Genomic DNA, 26,065 nt, shown 5'->3' on the forward strand with positions numbered 1-26,065 from the left:
AACTGAATAACTGAATAACTTAATTGTTAAATCATTATTTTTCCATGCGACTTTTAGTGTATTCGATGAAATGTGTTGAATATATCATTACCGTTTATACATAACGTTATTTCTATTGAGCGGACGCAGTTTATTTTGTCGTTTCCACAATAAACACTTGCTGCGTCATATCTTGTTGCAAGCTGGTATTAAGCTAACTGCATAAAAGTTATTGAGAAACTGTAGATGCAAGCAAATAACCAGCGCCAAATTGTTATGTTAGAGCTAATCCCTACTGCGCCAAGGCGTGTAACTGCCAATATGTTAACTGACATGCTGCATAACCGTGGCTACGAAGTCGGCCTGCGTACCGTGCAGCGGGAGGTTAAGGCGATGTGTGATATGGGCGTTATTTGGTTTAGCTATAGATGAGCGCTGTAAACCTTTTGGTTGGTCAATTACAGCCTATTGGCGTGGCCTTAATTTGACCTTAATGGATCAGTATATGGCAGCTGGGGCTGCATATGTTAAAACGCAATGCACAGCAGTTGTTACCGCCAGAAAGTATCGAGCAACTAACGCCTTATTTTGATTGTGCAGATCAAGTTTTAGCAAATGACCCTAATAATCCTTGGCTTTATTGGGCCTGTCGTGTGGCGCATTTGTGATTATCGGTTTGACCATAGTCCCGGAGCTTGATTGTGAGCTAGAGCTAATGGTTATTGAAACTGGGATCCAAGCGCAAGCAAACATGGCTGCTAATAACTTAAACACTCTTGAAGTGGCTAGTGAAGCTGGAGTTATTGATGAAACAAAAGAAAGTATGGCTAAGCCAAGGTTTATTAGTTCAGAGTTGGTTAATGTGCATGACTTTTTAAAACAAAAGGCTGTCTCAAATCCTGCGCCAAATACTTTGCCGGGTAATGCAGACGAACATTCGACATCGGTGTTAGAGATCCCAACTTATACACTAAGACTGCAAGTGAATGAGCATTAGTGCAACAAAATAAAAAGCCCCTATCGTTAAGAAAGAGGCTTTATTTTGTTCTTACTCTAAGTTACTAGCAATGGGAGCTAGAACTTGGCGTTCGTTGATGCAATTGATTCCGGTTTCACGTCTGGAATAGCAAGCTCTAGTGAACGAACATAGCTTGTTCCTTGAGTTGTGATCCCGCCTTCGTAATCACGACTGCCATCAGGTGTAATGACTGACACTTCGCTTGGGTTCCATGCTTCAAAGAAGCTAGTTAGATCATAACCAGATACTTGAGATGCGCAGGCCATTAGCAAATTACCTTCACGTAGATCTAAAGAGTTTTGTGCTGAACAAGCTTGGTTTTCGATGTTACGCGCTTCACGATGCATCATCTTAATCATGTTCCAGCCTTCATCAGCGCCGAAATACGATGGTACTTCTCCAGTATTAAAGTGCTCTGCAACCTTAAAGTGGCTTTCGCCCCAGATTTTTAATTGCGCAAACATCACTAAGCGTGAACCAGCATCACCGTGACTCCACACATGGCCGTGCTCGCGGTTAATCATCATAGGCGCTTTTTGAATATCAGTCTTAATTCTATCCATTTCGCCCATACCGTTATCACGTTGTTCCTGCATATAAAGTGCAAGGATATTGTTAGCAACTTCAGTAGCACCTTTTACGTTAAAAGGAGCAGCAGCTAGATTGTGACCCACTTCATGCCATAACAACCAGTCATTCACTGGATTAGTAGGAATAGTGTCGTGGTTACGGTTGTAGGTGGTGCTCATTACTGGATAACCAGAATGGGCTGCACCAATTGAAATCTGCGCGTCATTAACAAAACGGTGGCTGTGCTCAGGCAATAAATCTCCAGTAAAGCGCATATTACCGATTGTGTTGTCGCGTGCGTGGAAGTCACTGGCTTTTTCTGCAAAGTCATTCATGCCTTGGCTAAATGTCACCATATCAGTGTTACTTACGTTGTTAACCGGGGTTGTATAAACAAAGTGTCCAGTTATGATTTCTGCAAGTGGTACACCTGTATTCACCTGGTTTACCCACTGACCAGCTTTCCACATTGATGCCTCTAAAACGCCATTAAAGCTAAACTCAACAGTATTTAAGCTATTAGTTTTAGCTGGTTTGATATAAATCAGACCACCATATGGTGCAAGAATTTCAGTGCTTGTTCCGGCTTTATGAGTCCACGATTTTTGCACGCGAGAAGGACGCTTTAACGCGAGTTCATGCTGGTGCTTACCTGTAACATCATCAACAAGAGCAATGGTTATCGTGGCATCATGATCACCCGTTACCGTTACTGGCGTGCGCTTGATAGCCCATAAACCCGTTGATTGCATGTTGTTAGCTGTGCCAACTACTGCATTATTAAAGGTTTCAATTTTAACGCTAGCGTTACTGCCAGTTGCAGCTGTATTACCAGGGTAGATACTGGTATCGACGCTAATGTCATTATCCCAGTATGAGCGACCAAGCATAATACGAGTAAGCGGCTTTTCTTGGTAGTTCAACGGATAACTTGGGTTTAGTTCTCCGGTTTCTGTCAGCATGTTATAACTTTGCATTTTTGCAAAAGTGTCTGCTGCACAAGCATTGTCAGGTTGATGTGCATCAGAGGTATAACAGTTCAAAAACTCGGTGGCTTTTTTAAAGCCTAACTCGTCTTGTACATCAGCGTTATAGCTATATTGCTCGTCATTCCAGAACCAGATTGATAAGTTGTCGTAGGTTTGGTTTAGCTCATTAAGTGATAAACGGCTACCTTCTTTGCCTTTACTGCGGTAATAGATTTCGTGTTGATAAAGCTTTTCAACATTCGCGCCTAAATTAGCGGCCTTAACCATAGTTGCAACAACATCTGGGCTCATTTCATAACGCGTAAATCTAGGACGGTAATATCTTTGTCCAGTGGTAAAACCATGGCCTTTACGCGTTTCAATACAGCCAATTTCATAATCGTAGTTAGGATCAGTACACTCTTTAACCTTCGGGAAAGCAGACTTAATTTTGGCTATGGCTTCTAAGCGTTCAGTTTCTGTTTTGGCGCTAAAAAAGGCAAAATTATTTTGCTCAATACCTTCAGAATTAGTCGTTTTGTATTGGGCTACACCAAACTCAGGCTTATCGATAGGGGATGGAAAAGTCACTGTGCCATCTTGGTTCACTATGAACTTAGACATATCATCGAACTTTTCATAGGTCACTAGCATATCGGTAAAGCTAGAGCGTGCATTAGGATAAGGTGCCTGGCAATAATAACTTTCACCGCAGTATGCTTGGCGGGTACGAGCAAGGTTTGCACCACCCAATGATATACCAGCTGTATCGGCTAAACGTGCAATAGGCTCAGGGTTTAGCTGCTCAATACCATCCATGAATAAAACATTACCACCGGCGTTAATGTACTTTATTAATGCTGTGATATCTGTTTCTGTCAGTAATGGCTTAGTTATATCGGCAAGCACCTTAACACTCATGCCGTCGCCAAAAAGGCCTGTTTCATAAGCTTGTAGAATTAAGATTGGGGTTGTTTTTGGATCGATGGCATCGTAACTACCAGACGCAATAGCTTCCATATTGAGTTGGTATGACTCATCAATATAAAAGTCATATTGTTTGTTTGAGTTAACGTTAGACTGCCAAACTTTACCAATATTTGAACCAACATTTATGCTGGTTTTACCGTTAGCATATTCAGGTGTAAACCAAGTAAACATATTGCTAAAGAATCGCGGCATACTGCCGTTGTCTTTGCCTGCATCTTCCTTACCAGCCCAGTAGCTTTCAGGTGTGCTTAAAATGTTAGGGTACATGCTGTTACCCATAAACACTACGTTACCTTGACCAATTTCACCTGTTGTCACCACGGGTAAATTATATGTGGCGGTGTCTTTACCTACTTTCTCAGGTCGCTTAAGTGTAACGTCAGACTCTGCATCAATAATTGTTGCGTCGGTTACATGCGGGAAGCCGTCATCACGTCGGTAAGCTTGCTCTGAGCCAAATGGTAACCAATAGTTCACGTCATTACGCGGCATCAATAGCGGGAATGCGGTGTTTGATGTATTCATTGAACGCATAAAACGTGCATAACCCACTTCACCGTAGAATGCTGAGTTGTCATGGAATACATGGAATTGGTCAACGTCAGTATAAAGTTGAGTCAGAGTGTTGGTTACATATTGCCCCTTTTGCAGTAGTGGCGATGCTTGTAGACGCGCTGCATTAGGGTTCTGGTTTAATTCGCTATCGACAATTTGTGCTAAACCTGTAGCAAACTGGGCGTTAAATTCGTTAGGTACGAAATAGCCACTGTTTTCAATCTCTGCACCATTTGGCAAATTAAGATTAATGATCTCGTTAATAACGTTAGGGTATTGAGCAAAAACACTGTGTACGTTGTCACTAAAAGTCACAGAGTCACTTGTAGTGTTAGCATAACGAGCGGTTAGTGCATCAACGTTTTGTTTAACGATTTCATTTTCAGAAACATCAGATAGCTTGTATTCAACTTGATTACCTTTGACCGAACCAAAGGTAAAAGTGTCTAGGCCAAATGTAATAGTCTCTCCCCATACATAAGATATTGTGCCGGTAGAGTCAGTGATCCCCCGCGAGGATTTGGTGTAGTAGTTGATACCCGCAATAGGTTTGCCGTTTACGTCGCTCAATACGCTTTCGGTTAAGACTTGAGCATCTGCACTCGGTTTATAGGTATAAGCGTCTTCTGCTGATGCTGAGACAAAGTCGGCATTAATATCTGGCTTAGCACCTGGTGTAACTTCAGGAGTTAATGCGCTATCGACATGGGAACTCGGCGCTTTATCGACTTCGTCTGTTTCTTCTGCCGCTGGTGGATTTAAAAATGCATCAATGTCTTGGTTATTTCCGCTAGAGAACAGCGGTGCAACATCAAAACTATCTAATTCGTCTAAACAGAGCTCTGTTGTGATAGCTGGGCAGGTGCTGATTTTTGACAGGACTTTTGCACCATCAGATATGCTGATGGCGTGTGACCATTCATCTTTCATGTCTAACGCCATTGCGTTATGGGTATCGCGAGTCCAGCCTTCAGGTAATGGAATATCCTGGTCTAACAATTCTAATGAACCGTAAGAGCAGCTAACGTTATCACCATCTTTAAAAGTAAAATGGCCAGTATTACCTAAGATTTGGTCATTACAGGTAATGTGACCAGATAAGGTTTTACCATTAAGTAATAAGCTGCCTTGATAGGTCTTTATTGCAGGTAAAATGTCTGTCGGTGGAATGGTTTCAATCGTTCCACTAAAGCATTGCTTGTTGGTATAAGTGTCTTGTTCCGTAACTAAGTTGGTGAGCGCAGCTTGGCAAGCTTCGATACTTGGGTAAGCGTTCGCTTTTAGTGCATTACTGTCACTAATTTGCTCTTTTGATTCAGTGCTACAGAAAAAGTGTTCACTGGTGGATAGTGTCTGCTTAAAAGTATCTTCGCAAAGTTTGTCATTAATGATGTCAAAAGAAGGGAGAGAAGGGCTTATTGCCCCATCTGAGCCGTCTCCACAAGCAGTCAATAGATTGCCTATAACTACAGCAAGTATTAGTTTTTTCATTCTATATTCTCATTACCAAAAGCAAAGGTGCTTTCTTTAAAACCTATCCGCAATTAGGTCTTAGAGAACATGGCTTTTAATTTGGAACGGTAAATTTGGATCTAAAAATTTAATAAGTGTTAACAGTCAGTTTGTAGCGTTAATAAATAGCAATGTGGATTATGAATAAAGGCGACAGGAAGGTTTCAAAATGAAGTCTTTAGCTGAAAAATATACAAATAAGTGGTTCTATTATCTCAATAAAAATACTAAAAATATAATTTTTTATTAAGTATGTTTCTTGACCATTAAGTGAGTTGTTAGTCGTACTTTGGTTGAGCACTTAAACTTACTGTATTTGTTTAAGCGTGATGATAAGTCTGCTCAATTAGCTTGGTATTTAACGCATATTTGGGTGAGTGGTAGCATCGAGACTTGAAATTTGCGCTGAGGATATAAAAGAAGTCGAGGCTGCATATCAATATTATTAAGCAGCCTCTTGATAATAGATTATTTACCGGCGTAAACCTTAGTGACCTCTTCACTGATTATGGCTATACCCGCACGCATTTTTGCTTCATCTTGAACATAGTTCATGCGCAAACATTGGCTTGCATGCTCCCAATCATTTTCGAGTCCAAAGAAGAAATACTCACCTGGCACAATTAATACCCCGCGCTCTTTTAAACGTTGATAAAGCTCCATGGTGGTAATCGGTAATTCATCAAACCATAGCCAAAGGAACATGGCGCCTTCAGGCTTGTGGATCTTAAAGCGGTTATCACTAATCGATTGCTGTAGCAGCTCAATGGCAAAAGCAGATTTTTGCTGGTAAAACGGCTTAATGACGGTTTCGCTTAATTTAAGTAAGTCACCGGACTCAATCATATGTTTGGCAATGGCAGGGCCAAATCCGCCAGGGGCTAAACTGATAATCGCATTGAGGTTAGATAGTGCTGCGGTGATTTCTTCGCTGGCAATCACAATGCCGCAGCGCACGCCCGGCAAACCAAGTTTCGACAGGCTCATACATAAAATCGTATTGCTGTTCCAAAACGGCGTGACTTCTTCAAAAATGATATTAGGAAACGGCGTACCATAAGCGTTATCAATGATAAGCGGTATGTTGTTGGCGCGAGCGAGTTCATCCAGCTTGGCTACCTCGGCGTCGGTCAGCACATTCCCTGTTGGGTTTGTCGGCCGAGACACACAAATTGCCGCCACGGAGTCATCAATAGCTAATTTGTCAAAGTCCACATGATATTTAAACATGCGGTTATCGAGCATCTCAATTTCAGGACGATAAGAGACAAAAATATCATCATCAAGACCAGCGTCGTTATAACCGATATATTCAGGTGCTAATGGCAGCAATATTTTCTTGTGACTACCATCAGTTTGTTTACCAGCTAACAAGTTAAACAGATAAAAAAAGGCGCTTTGGCTGCCGTTGGTTAAACTGATATTTTTTTCGCTGATATCCCAGCCATAGGTTTGTTTGAGCAAGTTAGCCAAGGCGCTTAAAAAACTGTCTTTGCCTTGAGGCCCATCATAGTTGCCGAGTGCTGCGACTAACTCGCCTTTAGCAAGCATATCCGCAGCGGCTTGGTGAAAATAATCCTGCATTGCTGGAATGGCTGCAGGGTTACCACCACCAAGCATGATAGCGCCAGGAGTGTTCAAGCCATCATTAAGATCATCCATTAATTGGGTAATGCCGGAGTAACGATTAAATTTTTCACCAAACTTTGAAAACTGCATCTATCTCGTACCACTATTGCCTAAGTATGCTTGTAGTAACAAGAGTCAGAATAAAGTGCACTCATTTTTTTAATTTTTAGTGACTAATTTGGCATTCATCATGTTTTGCTGAATAAATCGTAAATTTTTTGTTCAATTACGTAGTTTTAATCAACAGGGTGCCGTTGAACATAGGTTTGATTGCTGATGGATAATACAGTCGATTTCGCTGCACCGAATGACCTATTGTGTAATAGGCTGAGTTTTCTTACTATTTACCTTACTAAAATGAACAGTTCAAACGGAAAGTTAGGCGCTAAGCCTTAACTAACGCACTGCCATATCTCCTCATTGTAAAACGAGACAACATGAAATTTATCCATACCTCTGACTGGCATATTGGCAGGCAGCTGCATAATCAAAGCTTGCTTGATGATCAGCGCTTTGTTTTAGATCAAATCGTTGAACTTGCAACCCAGCATGATGTTGATGCCGTGGTGGTTGCCGGTGATATATATGACCGCTCAATTCCGCCCGCTAATGCGGTAGCGCTATTGGATGAGGTAGTTAATCGCTTGGTCAATGAGTTAAACATTGCGCTGATTATGATTGCGGGTAATCACGATGGTCATGAGCGCTTAGGTTTTGCTGCAAGGCAGATGAATGACAGTGGTCTGCATATTATTGGGCCATTGAATAAAGATGTTAGAAGCATTGAGCTAAAAGGCAAACAGGGCGATGCTGTATTTTACGGTTTGCCTTATGCCGACCCCGCGACTGTGCGCCATGTCTTTGACTGTGAAGTGAGTACCCATGAAGAGGCGATGGCGAAGTTGCTAGAGCAAGTGCATGAGCACGATAGTCACGGCTTGCCCAAAATTGTGGTGAGCCATTGTTTCCTCGATGGTGGTAGTGAGTCTGAATCTGAAAGGCCATTGAGTATTGGCGGCACAGATAAGATCTCCCCGACGTTATTTACGCCCTTTAATTACACCGCACTCGGACATTTACATGGGCCGCAATATAAGGGCGCAGAGCATGTGCGTTACAGCGGCTCAATGCTCAAGTACTCCTTTAGTGAGCAACACCAAAATAAGTCGGTCACCTTAGTGGACATCGCTGAAGATGGCACCGCCAGTTTTGAACTATTACCGTTAACCGCCATGCGCGATGTGCGCATTATCGAGGGGTTAATGGCAGACTTATTAGAGCAGGGTAAAACCGATGCTCACAATCAAGACTATTTGATGGTTAGACTGACCGATAAAAACGCTATTTTAGATGCTATGGGTAAGCTAAGGGATGTATATCCCAATGTCTTGCATTTGGAGCGCACTGGACTGATGAGCGACAACACTAAAGTAGAGCTGAGCCGCGATCATATTAAAAAGGGTGAGCTTGATATGTTCAGCGACTTTTTCGCTCAAGTCTCAGGTGAGCCGATGACAGATGAGCAGCAACAAGCAATGACCGCTGCGATAGAAGAGTTACATAAAGTGGAGCGCACAGCATGAGACCATTAACGCTTGAGATGTGTGCTTTTGGCCCATTTGCCTCAACCCAAGTTACCGACTTTACGGCGCTGGGCTCTAATCCACTATTTTTAATCAATGGTCCAACTGGCGCGGGTAAAACCAGCCTGTTAGATGCCATCTGTTTTGCGCTGTATGGTAAAACCACAGGCGATGAGCGTGAGGGCAGCCAGATGCGCTGCGACTTAGCGCCTGATAGCTTATTAACAGAAGTTACCTTTAGCTTTGCCCTCGGCGATAAACAGTATCGTATTCGCCGCGTCCCTGAGCAGCAACGGGCGAAAAAAAGTGGTGACGGCTACACGGTGCAAAAGCCAGAAGCCCAGTTATATTACATTGATAGCGATGGCACAGAGCATTTGCTGGTGGCGAGTAAAGTCTCAGAAGCGACAGCTGAAATTGAAACATTAACCGGTTTAGATGCCGATCAGTTCCGTCAAGTGATGGTGTTGCCACAAGGCAAATTCCGCGAACTATTAATGGCAGATTCTAAAGACAGAGAAAAGATCTTTAGCCAGCTGTTTCAGACGCAAATTTACCGCAAAATTGAAGATAAACTCAAGTTTCAAGCCTCGGCGATTAAAGCTGAAGTGCGCGACCACCGTAATAAGCGTGACGGCATGCTCGCCAACATAGGTCTTGGATCTGATGAACAACTTGCTCAAGAGCTGACCGAGCTAGAACCTAAGCTTAACGATGCCGCGGCACTAAAGCAGCAAAGTCAGCAGGCGCTAATTGAGGCGAATAAACAGTTTGAGTCAGCTAAGTTACTCAACAGCGACTTTGCAGCCCTAGATACGCTTAAGCAAACCGCCGTATTACTTGATGATAAAAAACCAATCATCACGCAGCAGCAAGCAAAGCTTGCAAGTGGTCAACAGGCGCTGCAACTCAAACCTGTGTTAGATGTGTCGCTTGCCCGCAGCGCAGAAGTTGCACAAGCACAAAGCGCCTGCGTTAATGCACAAGCGGCCAAAGCACAAAGCACGCAGGCGTTAGCCCAGAGCCAAGCAAAAGTCGATGCCTTGCCTGAACAAGAGCAAAAGCTGCAAAGTGCTCAAAATGAATTGCAGCAATTAAATCAATTATTGCCGCAATTACAAGGGTTAGATGCACTGCAACATCAGGTTAATCAAGCCAGTGTGCAGTTAGAGCAAGCTAAACAAAAAGGCATTAACGAAAAAGCTCTGCTACAGGCACTGCAAGCACAAAAGCAGCAAGCTGAACTGCAATTACCGCAATTAGAGTTACTCGCTGCAGAGCAAGTCAACGCGCAGCAAGCATTGAGCACCCAAACCGACTTGATTGAACGTTATCAGCTTTGGCAACAAGCAAGCCTTGATGCAAGTCGCACTGAGCAAGCGTTAGCAGAGGCAAAAGAGAAGGGCGGCCAGCTACGTAATCAGTTTACCGAGGCACAAACTCAGCATAGGCAGTTACAGCTAATTTGGCACCGCGGCCAAGCGGCGAGTCTAGCTTTGCAATTAAGCCCAGGTTCGCCTTGTCCAGTATGTGGTAGTGGAGAGCACCCTCATCCCGCGCAAAGCGCCGAAACGCTGCCAACAGAAGAGCTGCTACAACAGGCGCAGCAGACTGAAGAGTTGGCTAATGAGGCGCTTAACCAAGCAAGGGCGGAATACTCAAGCCTGAATACTAAATATCAAGAGCAGTTAAAGCGTAGCGCTGAACTATTGCAAAAAATTGGCGATGCCAGTCAACAATCGCTTGAAAACCTGCAGTCACAATTGCAGCTGCTGCAACAACAGCTTAAGCAAGCGAATGATGCCGCTAAGCAATTAACCCAAATTAGAGGCCAGCTGCAAGAGTGGCAAACCAAAGAAAGGGCGCTACAAACGCAGCTTGAAACAGAGCGTGAGCATTTTTCTGAGCAACAAAGCAAACTTGCTGAGCTGCAAGGTCAACTTAAACATGCACTCGCGGCGATCCCAGATCAATATCGTAGCGTGGATGCGTTAAATGGCGCGATTACACACGTTAATGCGCAAATAGCTGCTTTGCAAAGTACGATTAATTCGACGCGTCAACATCATAGCCAAGCGGCAGAGTTAGATGCTGCTAATACGTCGGCTTTGACGGCAACTGAAGCGAGTTTGACTCAAGCAACGGCCCACAGCGATGCAGCCTTAACAGAATTAACTCAACAGTTGCTAAGCGCGGGCTTTAGTGACCAACAAGCACTGACTCAAGCTTTGTTATCTCAAGACGAGCTTAAAGCGATAACTGATGAAATTAGTCATTATCAGCAAGCGTGCACCGCAAATGACACCCGATTAACTGCGCTAAATGAAAAATTGGCCGAGCAAGTCAAACCTGAGTTAGCTGGGCTAGAGAGCAAACTTAACAATATCCAAAGCCAGCAACAGGCAGCAGATAATCAATGGCAAACATTACAAGGGCGTGTGACGCAGTTAACTCAAACCCAAAAGCTACTAAAAGAGGCTGATGCTAAAGCTAAAAAGCTTGAAGATGAATACGCCGTTATCGGCACATTATCTGATGTTGCCAATGGGCAAACGGGTAACAAAATCAGCCTACAGCGCTTTGTGCTCAGTGTGCTGCTTGATGATGTGTTACTTGAAGCGAGTCACCGTTTACAGTTAATGAGTAAAGGCCGCTACCGGTTGCAGCGTAAAGAAGAACGCGCGAAGGGCAATAAGGCTTCAGGCTTAGAGTTAGAAGTTGAAGATGCTTACACCTCTAAGGTGCGCCCGGTAGCAACGCTTAGTGGCGGTGAAAGCTTTATGGCGGCGCTGTCGATGGCGCTGGGTTTATCGGATGTGGTGCAGGCTTATGCGGGCGGCATTAAGCTTGATACGCTATTTATCGATGAAGGCTTTGGTAGTCTTGATCAAGACTCGCTAGATCTAGCGGTAAGAACCTTGATGGACTTGCAATCTTCTGGGCGCATGATTGGTGTTATCTCCCATGTGTCAGAGATGAAAGAGCAAATTGGCACCCGTATCGATATTAATAAAACTGCTAATGGCAGTGAAGTAAGCATAACGCTGCCTTAAGTTAGCTTAGTATTGAAAATGGCCAAGGCGAATGTATTGGCTAATTAAGCGAGTCGATACAAGAGGCTTAGCCATTAAAACGGCTTTTTATTTACAAGTATCTGCTTATTTTGTGCCGTAGATCAGTTTGTATATTGCATTATTTTTGATATAACTTGGCATCAAACCTCGTTTTAATGGGGTTTTTAAGTCAAATAGATAATCATAATAATGAAAGTCGAGGCATAGGTTGCGCGCAAGTAAATATTCTTTTTCAAATATGTCGAAAAACCGTTTGGTAGGGTTAACGTCCTTTCATCGAAAAGTGCTTATAGGCTCAGTGTTAATCATTGGTGCTGCAACGCTAATGCCTAACAATCACGAGTTATTATCCCAACGGATCCCGGTTCAGCTCGATATTGACGCCATTCTTTCTCAAAATATCGACATTCCCAGCACTGATATACTCGAACCCGCTGCTGATTTTCAAAAACGAATCGTTAAAGGCGATACGCTCAGCGGCTTATTCGAGCAAGGCGGTGTTGATCAGCAAACCATGTATAAGGTGTTAGAAGCTGACTTAAACGTACTCGCGCTTGATACGCTAAAACCGGGCAATAACATTCAGTTTTGGTTAAACGATGCCGGTGAGCTGCAAAAGCTTAGCCTTTACTTTGATGCGTCTAGGCAAGTGATTTTTAGTCGTTTTGACGATGGCTCGTTTAATGTCGATGAAATCAATATTGAAGGCATATGGCGTGACCGCGCAATATCGGGACAGATCCACGGTTCTTTTTACTTATCAGCGCAAAAAATGGGGCTTAATGCTGCTGAAATCCAACGTGTCGAGTCGTTATTAAAAGAGAAGCTTAACTTTGCCCGTGATCTACGTGCAGGCGACAAATTCTCTGTACTGATGAACGATCAGTATATTGATGGTGAAGCAACAGGTAACAGCCATGTGCTTGGGGTGACTATCGATCGCGGCTCAAGCAGTATTAATGCTTATCAACATTCTGATGGTAACTTTTATGATGAACAAGGTCAGAGTTTAGCAAGGGCGTTTCAGCGTATTCCTTTAGAAAAGAACTACCGTATTAGTTCGCGTTTTAATCCTCATCGTCACCATCCAGTAACAGGCCGAAACTCACCGCATAACGGTACTGATTTTGCTATTCCTATCGGCACAAAAATTGTGGCTCCAGGCGATGGTGTTGTGTCTTTGGTGACCAACCACCGATTTGCCGGCAAGTACATCGTTATTGACCATGGTAATAAGTATCGTACCCGTTACTTGCATTTATCTAAGTTTCTCGTTCACAAAGGACAGCGAGTCTCTCGTGGTCAAGTGATTGGTTTGTCTGGTAATACTGGTCGCGTGACTGGACCTCATTTACATTATGAGTTTCATATTAATGGTCGCCCAGTTGATTCTATGAAGGCTAAGATCCCAATGGCAAGTAAGCTATCTTCAAAAGAGATGAGTGAATTTAGCCAGATAGTTAAAGTCAGAAAAATGATGATGGGGATAGCGTAAACTCACTGACTTAGCGCCGTTTTCTTAGGCGTATTTTGCAGATTTAGGCTGTTTTTAAAATAGATTTAATAAAGCAAACAGCCATCATTTATTGATGGCTTTTGTTTAGGGTTTATCAGGGATTAACTTTTAAGCATCTCCCAAGATTGATCAAGGGCCGCTATCTTGTTGATACCAACCCAGACTCCACCTTGGGGCTTGTCTGCTAGGTAATGACACTCTTTTGGCCGCTGACCATTATTATAAAAACTCTGACATAGCCCTTGGTTAAGACCGCTGTCATCAAAGTTGACTTGCTGCACAATTGCACCATTAAGGGGAATGTTTACGCGATCAATATATTCGCTCTCAGCATATAAACTTTGTTTGTCGTATAAGTGAGCAGGCCCTGTATAGGCTATTTCAAGCTAACCTTTAATCATCCATTTTAGTTTGAGGGCTTCTTTAGAAGTCATTAACCACCAAACTCACGGCTAATAATTTTTTCAGGAATGAAGTTTTCAGGTAATGCTGCAGTCGCATTTTGAGAGAACTCGCCAGCCATACCAAATGCTTTGTCAATGTTAGGTACCTTGACTCCTTTATCGACTGCCAATTCTAAGATCTTCTTACCAATATCATTACAAGTATTAACCCAGTCTTTTGGAAGCTCTCCAACAGGCACTGTAGGCTGGCAAACTAACTTAAAAGTTCGTGTTTCGTCGTTGGCTAGAATTGACACTTCAACAACCTCACTTTTAAACGGGTTAGCTAATGTACTTGCACTAAATATGAGTGTTGCGGCGATAATAAATGTTCTCATGTCATTTCCTTATGATTGATAACAGCTGAAGCTGATCGTTTTTTGTGTGGGTTAACTATCGGGTTTACTACTTCCAGAATAAAGCCAATGGGTAAACATAGATATGAAAAAGTAAAAAGGGATAAATAGAGTTAAGTAAAAGCCTAAATCTAACAAAAATGCTAAATCTTGCAAAATGGCAAGTTCGGTTTCTAAGCGGCTTTTTACAAAATAAGTCAGTATACCGGACAGTATGCTGGCGACGTAATGAGCGAATTGCTTACTTTTCTTTGCTTCTACATCCTTGTTCACGGAAGCCTCTTTGCGTCTGGAGTATTTTGAGTAGCAAGTTGAGCTGACATAACATGACAGACACTCTTTTTGCGAAGGCCATACTAAGAGTTAACTTTAACAGAGTGAGTAGGTATGTAAATAAAAGGATAAAGAATTACCTAGCCTCGATAATTAGGAGAATTAATTGAGACACCCAGAATTGTGAATGCAGGTTTCCTTTACTAGGCTTTAGTTCAGGCTAAATAGAGGAGTTTGTTATGCCAATACCAAGATTGAAAAGGTGTTTGCCATTGATATTTGTGCGTTTGCGGTAATGATTAATCATTTGCATCTTGTATTGCGGATTGATGCAGAATTAGTGAAATCTTGGTCTGATATCGAGGTTGTTGCGCAATGGCAAAAGCTGTTTAAAGGTGACAGCTTGAATCAATACTTTGTTAAAGGCGAGCCACTTGAGTCCTATCAGCAAGCCATCATCAATAAACGAAGAAAAGAGTACCGATTGAGATTGATGGATATATCATGGTTTATGCGGGCGTTGAACGAACCCATAGCCCGAAAGGCTAATATGGAGGATAAGTGTAAAGGTCGGTTTTGGGAAGGTCGGTTTAAGTCTCCAGCATCGCTAGATGAGGCTGCAGTCTTGGCTTGCATGGCCTATGTTGATTATTCTTTACTCGTAGAGAGGTCTATTTGAGCAAAGATGGCTAATTCACCAGAATCCTCAGACTTCACGAGTATTCAATTACGTATAAAAGCAGCGGTTAAGGGGAAGCAACCAGAAGCGTTACTGCCTTTTGTGGAAAATGAACATCAAGACATGCCCAAAGGGCTGATGTTTAATGCTATAGATTATCTTCAACTGATTGATGATACGGGTCGTATTCAACGACATGATAAAAGAGGGGCTATCAGTCTTTTTTCAGAGCAATTGTTAAATCGTTTGAATATTCCCGCTCAAAACTGGCTTAAAATGACTGCAGAGTTCACGACAATATTCAAAGGTCCAGTGGGCAATACACAAGAGTTAACCACTTATTGTGAACACCTTGAACGTAAACGACGACAGGGCGTCGCCAATTGTCACCGATGGCTTGATTGTCGTTAGTCTAATTTAAAACTCTCGCTCACTTTTTTCATTACCTAACAGATGTTTGGTATTTCTGCTGTATGAAATTCCCTTTAGTAACCGACAGCTTCCTCGTCAATCATGTTCAGCTCTTGCTAGCGTGCTTATGCGACATCCATGGGGTGTTTATATGTGATGGAAACGATCAAGTTCAATGATGAGCTTTAGCCTGTATTGAAGTAAATAAAAATGGATGTCACAGTTATTTATAGTTATTTGTTGTTTTTATCCGTTACTCTTTATTGGTTACATCCAAAAAGTTGTATTCAAATTGACCATCTGGATCTTCAACTCGGACGGCTTGGTTAAACTGCGCCGCTTCAAAGTATGGATTTTGCACTAATATGCTCATTAGCTGCTGCGTAACAGTATCGCTCTGAAATGCAGTAGCCAATGCCTGATGTGACTGTCTGATCAGCCGTGAGAATAAATGTTCACCCTCATCGTCTTCTTCAGCATCATCGTTTGCAGTGGCCTCATTCCATTTGGCATAAACAGCTCGCAGCTTTACCGTTGCTTCATCGTTATCAAAATACACGTCTTCAACAATAAACTCATCATGTGAGAGTCTCGGGTGTGGCTCAAACTTGCTGCCGTCTTTATTCCAAATATTCCAGTATAAATCGCCATGCCAAAAGGCTGCAGAGATAGTCATGTGTGAGAAGGCTTCTTGTTTAACATAGAATGTTAAGCCTTCGATATTTTCTTCAATTAATCGGCTTGCCAGCTTTTCATAAAGTCCACTTAACTCTTGAATATCTTGCATATTACAACTCTGATTGAATAGTTTTTATAGGGAAGTGACCATAAGCTTAAACTGCTTTGCTTATCATAAGCAAGTTATTCGGTTGTGGTTTAGTTAGCTTACATTATCGTTATTTGTCAGATTATTGAGTTTGCTCAGTCTTTGAGTATTCACCATCAAAGGAGAGATTTAACCGGCCACATCTATTCTGTTGCTAACAGAAAGGTTATTTTACTAACAGAAAGCCTAGTAGGCACTAATACAATTTGTAGCCTACAACCGTCGATATCGTACTGTATTTGATTACTTTTAAGAGTGACTATTCCCTCAATATTACCCATATTGATTTAACCTGAAGCGGGTCACCGACCCAAGTTGAAAATATTGTAGACGAGGATGAACAATGGCAGCTTATCTATGGCTATTGCAGTGCTAGTATTGTTCTCTAACTCGGTTTTGGAGAGAAATTGGTTAGAGTTAAAGCTCTGAAAATGACTGCTGCTATTAAGGTAACTATGGCAATCAGATATATGGTAACGCCCAAATAATGGGCAAATAACAGTTGGTTAAAATGTTTGGTGAACGAAAAACAGCCAACTGTAAATTTTCCGTTTAATTGCCTTGTTAGCAATATGTTTAATCCTATGAGAACGTTTTTATATGTTTCATGTTTTTTATTGAATCATTAAACTCTTGTAGTGATGAGTCAAGTTTATACATACCAAGTGTTTTAAGGTTATATCCTGCTTCAAATTGTTTAGGGCTAGGAAACTCAAACTCCATCTTAAAAGCATCATCATTTTCTGATATATAAAAAAACTTTAAGTCATCAAAGGAGTAAACAGCATCATCAATAATTAAACTGTTTGAAGTTAAATCAAATACAAATAATTTTGGGTGTTTAATTACCTTATAAATACGATCAACTAGCCAAATTAATAGGAACGGTATACCTCCTATAAGAAAAATAGCTTTTCCCCAGAGATTATCAGGAATACTTTCTCTAAAAAACAAAAATGGAATACATAAAAGAAGACATAAAAGTGGTTCACTCAAGGGACTAATATAATAATGCTTTTTAAATTGATATCTACCCAACTATGCCTCCTGCAATATTGCTAACGCTTAAAACAAAGGTTATTTATAACACCTCGCGAAGCGAAGATAAATAATCCTTTGATTTTCCTAGTTATCTGGCAGTCAGAGCCTTAGCTCGCTTTGACTGCGAATCAAAAAAATACGGAAGAAACGGTACGGATGGGATATTCGCTACCTTAAGATAATCGCTCAACAATAACAGTAAACCAGTGTATCAACAATGAGTTATAACATAGAAAGAACAGATTCTCTGTTTCTTTGCCTGAGTGAAAAAAAGAACCTCCGACATTGCATAAAGTGCAATGCTCACGCAGGAAGAAACGTTACTAGGCTTCGGCTTATATGGTAATTCGGGGGCATTTCTAATTTAGAAATCAAACATCTTAGCCAAAAGGTTCCACCAATTATCCCGTGTAGATACGGCCGTGACCGTCCATGACATGGACGTCATGGCCGAGCTTACAGGGATGTATTCATAGCGTGTCACGGCTGTGTCTGCACATACGCCCGCTGCAGGCGATTGATAACTACATAGCTACAAATTCAAATACGCTATTATGTAGCAACAATACAAAATGTAATTGGCCTTCATTTGAAGGCTAACTCACTTTGGGGCATTTCCTAGTTAGAAACCAAACTCTACAACCAAGTGATTACTCCAATTATCAATTGCAGATACGGCTGAAGCCGTCCATGACAAGGTGAGAGATAACGCAGTGATCAAGCTTTCGAACGAGAGGCTGGATGCCGAACTGGCTCTTTAGCTGGGACGCTATTCGTCATGGCCGAGTTTACAAGGAACCTGTCTTTCACAAAGAGTTATAGCGTGTAACTGAAGTGTCAGTATATGCAGTCGCTGCAGGCGATTGATAGCTATAAAGCTACAAGTTCAAACATTCTACTTGGTAACATCAATTCTAAAATAAATGTAACCAGCCTCCATTTGCAGGCGAAAGTTAAGCTTGTTTACGTTGCTGGACTTTCATCGCACATAAGCAGGCTTTACCGCGTAGGGCGGGGCAACTTTGACAAGCCTTGGTTTTATAAGGCTGGTACAGGTTGATTTGAGCTGAATGCTTAACGGTATAGATACTGCTGTTAGCGTGGCTTGCGCTAGTGGTGTTACTCATATTAGTCATACTAACACCTGCACTAAAGCCATCGTTTGCAGGAATGAGTTTAGTGTACGCCGAGAATTGATTAATCTTTGCTTCAATACGTTTAAGCTTAAGCTGGCGTTTGATTATTTTGAGGCGATATTTACACAGTTTTGCAGCGCGCTTTTTAAGTGAAATATCATTGTTGCTAAGCTCGGTGTAATAGTTGACTTTCTGCTGGTACTTAGCCAGCTTACGGCGTGATTTTTGCTGCTTTTTGACTAACTCATCACTCATCATCAACTACCTAAAATTAAAAGGAAACCAACCTAAAAACAGCAGTGCTAACTTAGCTTATGCTTAAAGCGGTGCTTAAAACTGAGTCGCATTGTTAGCGATTAAAATTTATTAGCTGCACAGTCAGGATTTAGTCACGGTTTAGCCGCGACTGAGTCGCTAGCGGTGCACTAATGGGTGGAGTGTAATGTAAATTAAACCAAATGAAAATCATTATCGTTAAGGTTGGTGTAGATTAGTTATTGCTATTATTCAAACCGTTAAGTGGTCTGTCGTACATCCGTGTTATCAAAGGTTTTAATCTGGTTGATAAGGTAGGGCACTTGAAGAGTAATGCAATAGCGCTTTTATGAAAGCGCCATAGTGTTGCACATTAAAAGGCTTAACTATACGGGTTTTTACCCGCATCAATTAAGGTCAGCAGCAGTCTTAACTCAAACTCAAGCTGGTGATAATCGCCGTCCATATGGCAGCAGAGCTGGTAAAAGGCTTTATTATGATCTTTCTCTTTTAAGTGAGCTAGCTCGTGTACGACCACCATTCTTAATAGTCCTTCAGGGACTTTTTTCAGCCGTGAAGAGATTCGAATTTCATTTTTGGCTTTCAGTTTGGCGCCTTGCTTACGGGCAACATAGGAGTGTAGACCGAGTGCTTGGTGGCTCAGTGAAATTTTATCGTCGAAAATCACTTTTGAGAGTGGTTGGGATTTGCGTAAATACTGGTTTTTAATGTCAATGGTGTAGTCATACAGGGCTTTGTCTGTACGAATCGCATGGATCTCAGGGTGGCGCTTAAGTAAGAACTGCCCGAGCTTATCTTGATCTATCAAGCTTTGAACTTGGTCTTGTATATCGCTTGAGTAACCGGCTAGGTATTTGAGTGGCTGCATGTTTGACTTAAACTTTATGAAGTTGGTTTTAAGGTGTAGATTTTTACATTGGACTAAGAATACTGCTATTAAAATAGATTTTTAAGATATAAAAAGGGCGCAATTTAGTGCGCCCATTCGTCTCTACTTTGTTAGCTGATATGCTTACTCTTCGTCAGTCTTGTAGATAGTCATGTTGTGGAAGGCATAAGCGGCTTCAAATGCGCTCTTTTGGAAACGCTTAAGATCTAGACCTTCAAAATCAACTTGTGGTGGATTACGCTTTAGCTGCTCTTTAATGGCAACTGGCGACACAATTGATACTGCAACAGGTAGGATTTGGATCAATGCTTCTAATTTGAAGCTAGTCACGCTACCAGCGCCTTTGCCTTTTTGCTCACGTTGGATGATAACAATTTCATCAACGCGGTAGTCTTCAATCAACTTACCAAAAGCAAAGTGAAATTCACGCATGGTTTCAGTGCTTTCAGAGTTTGAAATCGCGAACGACTTTTGACGGCAATCCGGCACGTTATACGTTTCGCCTTCATAACTTAATAAACTGATGATGGCTTCGCCACCTTTTAACTCTACGCCACAAACTCTCATGATAAACCTTAAAAAAACAATATTAGCTGTATTGTAACGCTATTTCTTGAAGCGGTCAGCGTTTTAATGCGCTTTCTAATGTATTCAAATCAAATTTTTGTTTTAAGTGATTGTAAGCGGGTTTACCACTGCACATTTAGCTGATGTTTTGTAGAAAATAAGTCGTTGTGATTGACGTAATCACTCTTTGAAGAGCTCATTGAATTAGCTCTTAGAATTAGCCCATTAAAGTAAAAAAGCCGCAATGAGATGGCTCACTGCGGCTTTTAAAATTAAGCGTGTATCAGATAAAAGCTTGTCGCTTAATCTTCTGGTGTGTCTTGTAGCTTAGATTTTGGTTTTCTAAGCATTGGCGCATCGCCAACATCAACACCAGTTGCAAAACGTCTATCACGGTTTGCAGCAGCTTTTGCAGCGGTTCTCTTCTTAGCTGTTGCGGCTTTCTTTTTAGCAACGGCTGCAGGTTTGGCTTTACTCTTAGCTGGCGTTTTGGCTTTAAGGCCGCAGAACTTAGCTTTAAGGCCTTCAAGCTCGCTAAAGCTAAAGGTTTTATTCAAGAAAGTTTGCACTTGAGTAAAGTTGACCCAATCTTTAGGACCAACCAGTGAGATTGCATCGCCTTTAGCACCTGCACGGCCTGTACGGCCAATACGGTGTACATATTCTTCAGCAAACTTTGGCATATCAAAGTTAATGACCAAAGAGACGTTGAGCAAATCTAAACCACGTGAAGCAACATCAGTTGTCACTAGAATTTGCTGCAGACCGCGGCTAAATTCATCCATAATTTGGTTACGCGCATTTTGCTTAAGCTCACCGCTTAGTGATGCGGTTTTAAAACCATCATCTGCTAATTTCTTTGCTAAACGGTCAGTATCTTGGCGAGTTGCAGTGAAGATAATGATTTGCTTTTGCTGCTCTTCTTTTAGAATACGCGTTAATAGCGCCTCTTTATGATCTAAGTGATCACACAAGAAAATACGCTGAGTAATGTCTTTATGCTCTAAGTTACCTGCACCAATTGCTACATGTTCAGGGTGCTTTAATAGCTCGTTAGCGATGTCGTTAACATCACCGTGATCTAAGGTTGCTGAGAACATTAAGGTTTGACGGCGTTTATGGTCAGCGGCAGCGTTAATCTGTTTTAGTTGCTCAGCAAAACCTAAATCAAGCATACGGTCAGCTTCATCTAGAATCAGTAGCTCTAGACCATTAAGGTGCAGGTGATGCTGCTTTAGGTGGTCGGCTAAACGGCCTGGGGTTGCCACTACAAAATGTGGATCACGCGCTAACGCTTTTGCTTGATCGTTAAAGTTTTCACCACCTAAAATCTTAGTAGCTTTAAACTGAGTGTTAGCAACTAATAAACGTAGTTGGCTGTACACTTGAGTCGCAAGTTCACGGGTTGGCAATAAAATTACCACGCGTGGGTCGCGCTTACTCAATGCTTTACACGAAATCAGTCTTTGCATAGCCGGCAATAAAAAGGCTAATGTTTTACCTGAGCCAGTTTTAGAAGACGCCATTAAGTCTTTGCCCGCTAAGGCAACAGGAATGGCTTGCTCTTGGATCTCTGTTGGGGTGTCAATGCCCATGTGCTTTAGACTTTGTAACAGACGTTGATCCAGTGCGAAATCGGTAAATTGCAAAGGTGTACTCCATAAATGATACGACCGCGTATTATAACCTACAGATTTGTGATTGCGCTACGAATACCCATCAACTTTGTTCTTCACTTGGTGATATATCTGCTAAAATGCGCGTCTTTGCAGGTAAGTTTGCTTTAAAAGGTTTAAGCCTGATTGCCTTGTAGCTGAAATTAAGCAATTTTCTTTTGTAAGTTACAGATGATTAAACCCTATACCTGCTGGTTAAATTGAGTTGTGGAGTCATTAAAGAGTGTCGACAAATAAACAAGCTGTACGAATTGGGTTAGCGTTAGGCAGCGGCGCGGCTAAAGGTTGGGCACATATTGGTGTGCTTAACGGCCTAGCAAAGATGGGCGTTTATCCAGATAAAATCGCTGGTTGTTCGATTGGGGCATTAGTCGGCGCTGCTTATGCTAATGATCATCTTGAAGAGCTTGAAGATTGGGTTCGCAGTTTTAGTAGTTGGGACGTATTAGGTTTAATGGATTTAAGCTGGGGACGCGGTGGTTTAATTGGCGGTGAGCGTGTATTTGATGTACTGCAAAAACGGATTGGTGATTTGCAAATTACTGACCTAAAAAGGCCGTTTGCCGCAGTAGCAACGGATCTGTATTCAGGCCAGGAGATTTGGTTTACTGAAGGTGACCTGCGCCACGCCGTTAGAGCATCTTGCTCTATGCCCGGCATTTTGCCACCGGTAAAAGTGGGCAGTCGATGGTTGGTTGACGGTGCAGTGGTTAACCCTGTACCAGTTTCTGTAAGCCGCGCAATGGACGTTGATTTGGTGATTGCAGTCGACTTGCATGGTTTAAAGCGCGGGCGCATGCAAGTATTGCCTGTGAATATGAAAAGCGATAAACCAACGGTTGAAGAAGTAAAAGAAGCCGAAAAGCATCAAGACAAAGGTTTTACTGATCTGTTAGCTAGAGGTCGAGATTACATTAGTGGTTTAACTGAAAAGTTCTCTCTTGGTGGTAAGGCTAATAGCCAACAAAATCCTAATCCGGGTATGTTAGCGGTAATGTCACAATCGATGGATATACTTGAGCAGCGCCATAAACGCGCGCGTTTAATGGGCGATCCGCCTGATATCTGTATCGTTCCGGATTTAGGCGATATTGGTACTATGGAGTTTCATCGTGCTGAAGAGGCAATTGCAGCAGGTGAAGCAGCAGTTGAAAAAGTGGCGCATTTGATTGAAGCGGCGCTTGCACAGCATTCTACTGACATTGCGAAATCGTAGAATCGAACAGTATTCTATTGAAAGGTGATTTTGTAAAATTAAAAAGGCGCAAATAGCGCCTTTTTGTTCTTTAAATTTCCACCGCTAATATTTGATTAGCCTAGTTTAACCACCATCTTGCCACGGTTCTTGCCTTCAAATAGGCCGATAAAGGCATCTGGTGCTTGGCTTAAGCCTTCATAGATGGTTTGCTCAGCATGGACTTTACCGGCTGCTAACCATTGACCCATTTGCGCTGCAAACTCGCCATAATGCTCCCAGTGCTCAAATACAATAAAACCTTCAATTTTCAGTTTCTTGATAATGATCTGTGCAAGATTACTTGGCCCCGGTGTTGGCGCCGTGTCATTATACTGGGCAATCATGCCGCATACTGCAATTCGGCCATGATCTTTCATATTGTTTAATGCTGCACTAAGGTGGTCGCCACCGACATTTTCAAAGTAAACATCAATACCTTCAGGTGCTGCTTGGGCGAGTACAGCATTTAAATCGCTACAGGTTTTGTAATTTATAACTTCATCTACGCCTAACTTCCGCAGATAATCCGCTTTGTCATTGCTCCCTACAGAGGCGACTACACGTGCGCCCATAAGTTTACCAATTTGTACGGCAACACTGCCTACGGCTCCTGAAGCGGCTGATACAAAAAGAGTTTCGCCAGCTTTTAACTCGGCAATACGGTTAAGCCCTGTCCATGCGGTCATTCCCGGCATACCTAATACGCCTAAAAAGTGTGATTCACACAGTGGGGTCTCTGGTAGACGTGTTATTTCGCTACCGTCAGTGACATAATGACTGCGCCAACCAAGCATGCTGGTAACTTTGCTACCGATAGGAAATTCAGGGTTGAGTGACTCAATCACTTCTCCAATAGCACCGCCATCTAAAGCTTTACCAATTTCAAAGGGAGCAATATAACTTTTTCTATCGATCATGCGGCCACGCATATAAGGATCAACAGACATCCATAAGTTTTTCACCAAAAACTCACCCGGCTTAATAGCTTCTAGCGTAAGCTCTGCTTGGTTAAAGTTATCTGCTACTGGCATGCCTTCTGGACGAGACTTTAGTTGAATGACTTGGCTTTTCATATCTTCCCTTAATTTGTTTGTGCGCAAAGTAATTGTATGCATCATAGATAAACACATTTGAAATTGCAAATAGTTTGCGCGCAAACTACTTGCTCGCAAATATAACTAATGCTGGCTAGTGTTAGTGATTTATGTGGGTTAATATTAGCGTTATCTCGCCTAACTAAAGTTTACTTGTAGTGACCGAAAACGACGTAACACGATCTTCTAATGCTAGCCTTTCTGACAATGTTTGCTTTGCACTTTACACTGCGACCAATGCACTAATGCGAGCCTATCGTCCATTACTTGAAAGATATGAACTTACTTACCCACAATATTTAGTGATGCAAGCGCTTTGGCTAAGTGACAGAGTGAACCTAACCCAAGTGTCGCAATCAACTCGCCTTGATATGGGAACCTTAACGCCGATTGTTAAACGATTAGAAAGTAAGGGTTTTTTGCAGCGCCTCGCTGATGAGACCGATGAGCGGAAGAAAGTGATTGCTTTAACTCTTGCAGGGGTTGATTTGAAAGTAGAAGCACAAGCCCTAAAACAAACCTTGCTAGATAAAGTCGATATGACAGCACAAGAGGTTGAGCAGCTTAGAGGTCTATGTCTAAGTTTGACACAAGAATTGACGCAAAAGTAATCACTTGTTTTGCAAATCGATAAGTCGGCACGTTAAATGCTTTATTGGCAGTATCTCTTTATTACGCCGACATTTTGACGATGAATCCACTGAGCAGTATTAATCACGCAATCAACAATAATGCAGTATCTGACGCTTACGGTGTTAATAGTGGTCAGTCAAATGTCGGTAATACTGCTAGGGTGGGGAGTTCAGGCGCTAAATCAGCGGAGTCGGCAGCAAGCGAGCTGACGACAAAGGATAATACCTTAGTTTTGTCCGGCCGCGCTGAACGCGCCCAAAAAATAGAAGCTATGGCTAATGACTTCTTCAAAGGTGGTAACTTCACTTCGGCGCAACTGCCATCTTTAATTCAACGCTTATATCAAGATGGTATTTTGTCAGAAGGGCAATTGAATCGTTTATCTAGCAGTGGGTTTGATATTCCGCCCGCCGACAATCAGTCATTATCAGACTTTATTGATGAGCAGCGTAGCGCACTCACTAATAACGAAGAAGATAAAAAATTGGCAGAGATGCTAGATGATGCGAAGTGGGTGATGGGCACAATGGAAATTTCACAATCTCCACTCGTTGCGCAAAAGGCCAATCGTGTTTCTAGCCAGATTACCGAGCTGCTGCAGTCAGACAGACCATTAACTGATGAGCAAAGAAACCACTACCAAGGGATCAAGTCGTTAATGCAGTTAACCTCGATGACTGGCGATCATCAACAAGACAATGGTCAGCTTAATAGTTACCTTGCATTGGCAAGTCGTCACTAAACTGAGCCGTTTTTTGTCTTGAATTACACTTTATCATCAGTCAAAACGACTCCACAGAGATAAGCTCTTAGTGCTAATCGCTTTACCTTTATTAAACTAGCCAATAGGTTGCAGTCAGCAAGCTGCAATGGCGGATATTTCTGTTGATTTTTATCCACAATTTATACCTCAATTATCCTGCTTCTAGCCCGCTTCTTTGCCTTCGTCAAGGCCATTATTTTAGATAAGCGGGTTTATTTGCATAACTGTTTTCTTATTGTCTTCCTCTTTTAAAATAATGATCTGGATCAAAGTACTTAACGCAAATTTATAGCTTAATGCGCCACATATTGTGATTTATAGAAAAAGTGGCACTATATGTAGTGTTACTTAGTTGAGCGACCTAAAGAGGA

21 protein-coding genes and 1 pseudogene are annotated in these 26,065 nt (G+C 42.0%); 10 read left to right on the forward strand and 12 right to left on the reverse strand.

Translation table 11 applies throughout. The features are described from left to right. Positions 1-225 precede the first annotated feature (225 nt). From AB4298_RS11730 to AB4298_RS11740, 3 genes are all read left to right on the forward strand, one after another. Positions 226-411: a hypothetical protein gene (locus tag AB4298_RS11730; protein WP_371986848.1), complete on the forward strand. Its 186-nt coding sequence runs from the start codon at positions 226-228 to the stop codon at positions 409-411. Between the two features lie 92 nt (positions 412-503). Further along, positions 504-647: a hypothetical protein gene (locus AB4298_RS11735; RefSeq protein WP_371986849.1), complete on the forward strand. Its 144-nt coding sequence runs from the start codon at positions 504-506 to the stop codon at positions 645-647. After that, on the forward strand, positions 644-976 hold the full coding sequence (locus tag AB4298_RS11740) for a hypothetical protein (protein WP_371986851.1): 333 nt from the start codon (positions 644-646) through the stop codon (positions 974-976). The genes AB4298_RS11735 and AB4298_RS11740 overlap by 4 nt, the downstream gene beginning before the upstream one ends. A 77-nt stretch (positions 977-1,053) precedes the next feature. Here the strand turns inward: AB4298_RS11740 and AB4298_RS11745 are convergent, their stop codons facing one another. Together AB4298_RS11745 and AB4298_RS11750 are read right to left on the reverse strand one after the other, a co-directional pair. After that, complete coding sequence (locus AB4298_RS11745) at positions 1,054-5,571, reverse strand: SslE/AcfD family lipoprotein zinc metalloprotease (RefSeq protein ID WP_371986852.1); 4,518 nt, start codon at positions 5,569-5,571, stop codon at positions 1,054-1,056. Positions 5,572-6,060: 489 nt separating this feature from the next. Then, positions 6,061-7,311 (reverse strand): valine--pyruvate transaminase, encoded by a 1,251-nt coding sequence (locus AB4298_RS11750; RefSeq protein ID WP_371986853.1) that lies wholly within the window; start codon positions 7,309-7,311, stop codon positions 6,061-6,063. 347 nt (positions 7,312-7,658) lie between these two features. On the opposite strand from AB4298_RS11750, the gene AB4298_RS11755 reads away from it, so the two are divergent. From AB4298_RS11755 to AB4298_RS11765, 3 genes are all read left to right on the forward strand, one after another. Then, the gene (locus AB4298_RS11755) at positions 7,659-8,804 is read left to right on the forward strand and encodes an exonuclease SbcCD subunit D (protein ID WP_371986855.1); all 1,146 of its coding nucleotides are present in this window, start codon (positions 7,659-7,661) and stop codon (positions 8,802-8,804) included. Continuing rightward, positions 8,801-11,857, forward strand: coding sequence for an AAA family ATPase (locus tag AB4298_RS11760; RefSeq protein ID WP_371986856.1), 3,057 nt, complete (start codon positions 8,801-8,803; stop codon positions 11,855-11,857). Before AB4298_RS11755 ends, AB4298_RS11760 begins: the two co-directional genes overlap by 4 nt. 229 nt (positions 11,858-12,086) lie before the next feature. Then, positions 12,087-13,373 (forward strand): peptidoglycan DD-metalloendopeptidase family protein, encoded by a 1,287-nt coding sequence (locus tag AB4298_RS11765; RefSeq protein WP_371986858.1) that lies wholly within the window; start codon positions 12,087-12,089, stop codon positions 13,371-13,373. 122 nt (positions 13,374-13,495) lie between these two features. Here the strand turns inward: AB4298_RS11765 and AB4298_RS11770 are convergent, their stop codons facing one another. The 3 genes from AB4298_RS11770 to AB4298_RS11780 all read right to left on the reverse strand — a co-directional run bounded on the left by AB4298_RS11770 (position 13,496) and on the right by AB4298_RS11780 (position 14,466). Continuing rightward, complete coding sequence (locus AB4298_RS11770) at positions 13,496-13,675, reverse strand: hypothetical protein (protein WP_371986860.1); 180 nt, start codon at positions 13,673-13,675, stop codon at positions 13,496-13,498. 152 nt (positions 13,676-13,827) lie between these two features. After that, positions 13,828-14,175, reverse strand: a complete 348-nt coding sequence (locus AB4298_RS11775; RefSeq protein ID WP_249000469.1) for a hypothetical protein — start codon at positions 14,173-14,175, stop codon at positions 13,828-13,830. Positions 14,176-14,226: 51 nt separating this feature from the next. Then, positions 14,227-14,466, reverse strand: a complete 240-nt coding sequence (locus AB4298_RS11780) for a hypothetical protein (protein ID WP_371986861.1) — start codon at positions 14,464-14,466, stop codon at positions 14,227-14,229. 250 nt (positions 14,467-14,716) lie between these two features. Here AB4298_RS11780 and AB4298_RS11785 point away from each other — a divergent pair. Further along, a pseudogene (locus AB4298_RS11785) lies at positions 14,717-15,556 on the forward strand (transposase); the annotation flags it as partial. Positions 15,557-15,809: 253 nt separating this feature from the next. On the opposite strand, the gene AB4298_RS11790 reads toward AB4298_RS11785, so the two are convergent. From AB4298_RS11790 to AB4298_RS11815, 6 genes are all read right to left on the reverse strand, one after another. Next, on the reverse strand, positions 15,810-16,343 hold the full coding sequence (locus AB4298_RS11790; protein ID WP_371986863.1) for a hypothetical protein: 534 nt from the start codon (positions 16,341-16,343) through the stop codon (positions 15,810-15,812). A 621-nt stretch (positions 16,344-16,964) separates the two neighbouring features. After that, on the reverse strand, positions 16,965-17,420 hold the full coding sequence (locus AB4298_RS11795; protein WP_249000466.1) for a hypothetical protein: 456 nt from the start codon (positions 17,418-17,420) through the stop codon (positions 16,965-16,967). A gap of 956 nt (positions 17,421-18,376) precedes the next feature. Continuing rightward, positions 18,377-18,817, reverse strand: coding sequence for a hypothetical protein (locus tag AB4298_RS11800; protein ID WP_371986864.1), 441 nt, complete (start codon positions 18,815-18,817; stop codon positions 18,377-18,379). Between the two features lie 379 nt (positions 18,818-19,196). Continuing rightward, positions 19,197-19,703: a M48 metallopeptidase family protein gene (locus tag AB4298_RS11805; RefSeq protein WP_249000854.1), complete on the reverse strand. Its 507-nt coding sequence runs from the start codon at positions 19,701-19,703 to the stop codon at positions 19,197-19,199. 144 nt (positions 19,704-19,847) lie between these two features. Continuing rightward, positions 19,848-20,291 carry a DUF3010 family protein gene (locus tag AB4298_RS11810; RefSeq protein ID WP_249000853.1) on the reverse strand — a complete coding sequence of 148 codons (444 nt, stop codon included), beginning with the start codon at positions 20,289-20,291 and terminating at the stop codon, positions 19,848-19,850. A 302-nt stretch (positions 20,292-20,593) separates the two neighbouring features. Next, entirely contained in the window at positions 20,594-21,940 is a 1,347-nt protein-coding gene (locus AB4298_RS11815; protein ID WP_249000852.1) for a DEAD/DEAH box helicase, read from the reverse strand. 250 nt (positions 21,941-22,190) lie between these two features. Here AB4298_RS11815 and rssA point away from each other — a divergent pair, with 250 nt between their 5' ends. Beyond that, positions 22,191-23,183, forward strand: coding sequence for a patatin-like phospholipase RssA (gene rssA / locus AB4298_RS11820; RefSeq protein WP_371986866.1), 993 nt, complete (start codon positions 22,191-22,193; stop codon positions 23,181-23,183). Positions 23,184-23,278: 95 nt separating this feature from the next. Here the strand turns inward: rssA and AB4298_RS11825 are convergent, their stop codons facing one another. Next, positions 23,279-24,277: an NADP-dependent oxidoreductase gene (locus AB4298_RS11825; RefSeq protein WP_371986867.1), complete on the reverse strand. Its 999-nt coding sequence runs from the start codon at positions 24,275-24,277 to the stop codon at positions 23,279-23,281. Between the two features lie 179 nt (positions 24,278-24,456). Here AB4298_RS11825 and AB4298_RS11830 point away from each other — a divergent pair, with 179 nt between their 5' ends. Together AB4298_RS11830 and AB4298_RS11835 are read left to right on the forward strand one after the other, a co-directional pair. Further along, positions 24,457-24,909: a MarR family winged helix-turn-helix transcriptional regulator gene (locus AB4298_RS11830; RefSeq protein ID WP_371986868.1), complete on the forward strand. Its 453-nt coding sequence runs from the start codon at positions 24,457-24,459 to the stop codon at positions 24,907-24,909. 44 nt (positions 24,910-24,953) lie between these two features. Next, positions 24,954-25,673, forward strand: coding sequence for a hypothetical protein (locus AB4298_RS11835; protein WP_371986869.1), 720 nt, complete (start codon positions 24,954-24,956; stop codon positions 25,671-25,673). Positions 25,674-26,065 lie beyond the last annotated feature (392 nt).

Source organism: Shewanella sp. 10N.261.52.F9 (assembly GCF_041471165.1).
GTDB lineage: Bacteria > Pseudomonadota > Gammaproteobacteria > Enterobacterales > Shewanellaceae > Shewanella > Shewanella marinintestina.

Excerpts from the sequence above, each read along its gene's own strand:
- AB4298_RS11730 (WP_371986848.1), top strand. The coding sequence starts at position 226 with ATGCAAGCAAATAACCAGCGCCAAATTGTTATGTTAGAGCTAATCCCT.
- AB4298_RS11735 (WP_371986849.1), top strand. The coding sequence starts at position 504 with ATGTTAAAACGCAATGCACAGCAGTTGTTACCGCCAGAAAGTATCGAG.
- AB4298_RS11745 (WP_371986852.1), bottom strand. The coding sequence starts at position 5,571 with ATGAAAAAACTAATACTTGCTGTAGTTATAGGCAATCTATTGACTGCT.
- AB4298_RS11750 (WP_371986853.1), bottom strand. The coding sequence starts at position 7,311 with ATGCAGTTTTCAAAGTTTGGTGAAAAATTTAATCGTTACTCCGGCATT.
- AB4298_RS11755 (WP_371986855.1), top strand. The coding sequence starts at position 7,659 with ATGAAATTTATCCATACCTCTGACTGGCATATTGGCAGGCAGCTGCAT.
- AB4298_RS11760 (WP_371986856.1), top strand. The coding sequence starts at position 8,801 with ATGAGACCATTAACGCTTGAGATGTGTGCTTTTGGCCCATTTGCCTCA.
- AB4298_RS11775 (WP_249000469.1), bottom strand. The coding sequence starts at position 14,175 with ATGAGAACATTTATTATCGCCGCAACACTCATATTTAGTGCAAGTACA.
- AB4298_RS11790 (WP_371986863.1), bottom strand. The coding sequence starts at position 16,343 with ATGCAAGATATTCAAGAGTTAAGTGGACTTTATGAAAAGCTGGCAAGC.
- AB4298_RS11800 (WP_371986864.1), bottom strand. The coding sequence starts at position 18,817 with ATGATGAGTGATGAGTTAGTCAAAAAGCAGCAAAAATCACGCCGTAAG.
- AB4298_RS11805 (WP_249000854.1), bottom strand. The coding sequence starts at position 19,703 with ATGCAGCCACTCAAATACCTAGCCGGTTACTCAAGCGATATACAAGAC.
- AB4298_RS11810 (WP_249000853.1), bottom strand. The coding sequence starts at position 20,291 with ATGAGAGTTTGTGGCGTAGAGTTAAAAGGTGGCGAAGCCATCATCAGT.
- AB4298_RS11825 (WP_371986867.1), bottom strand. The coding sequence starts at position 24,277 with ATGAAAAGCCAAGTCATTCAACTAAAGTCTCGTCCAGAAGGCATGCCA.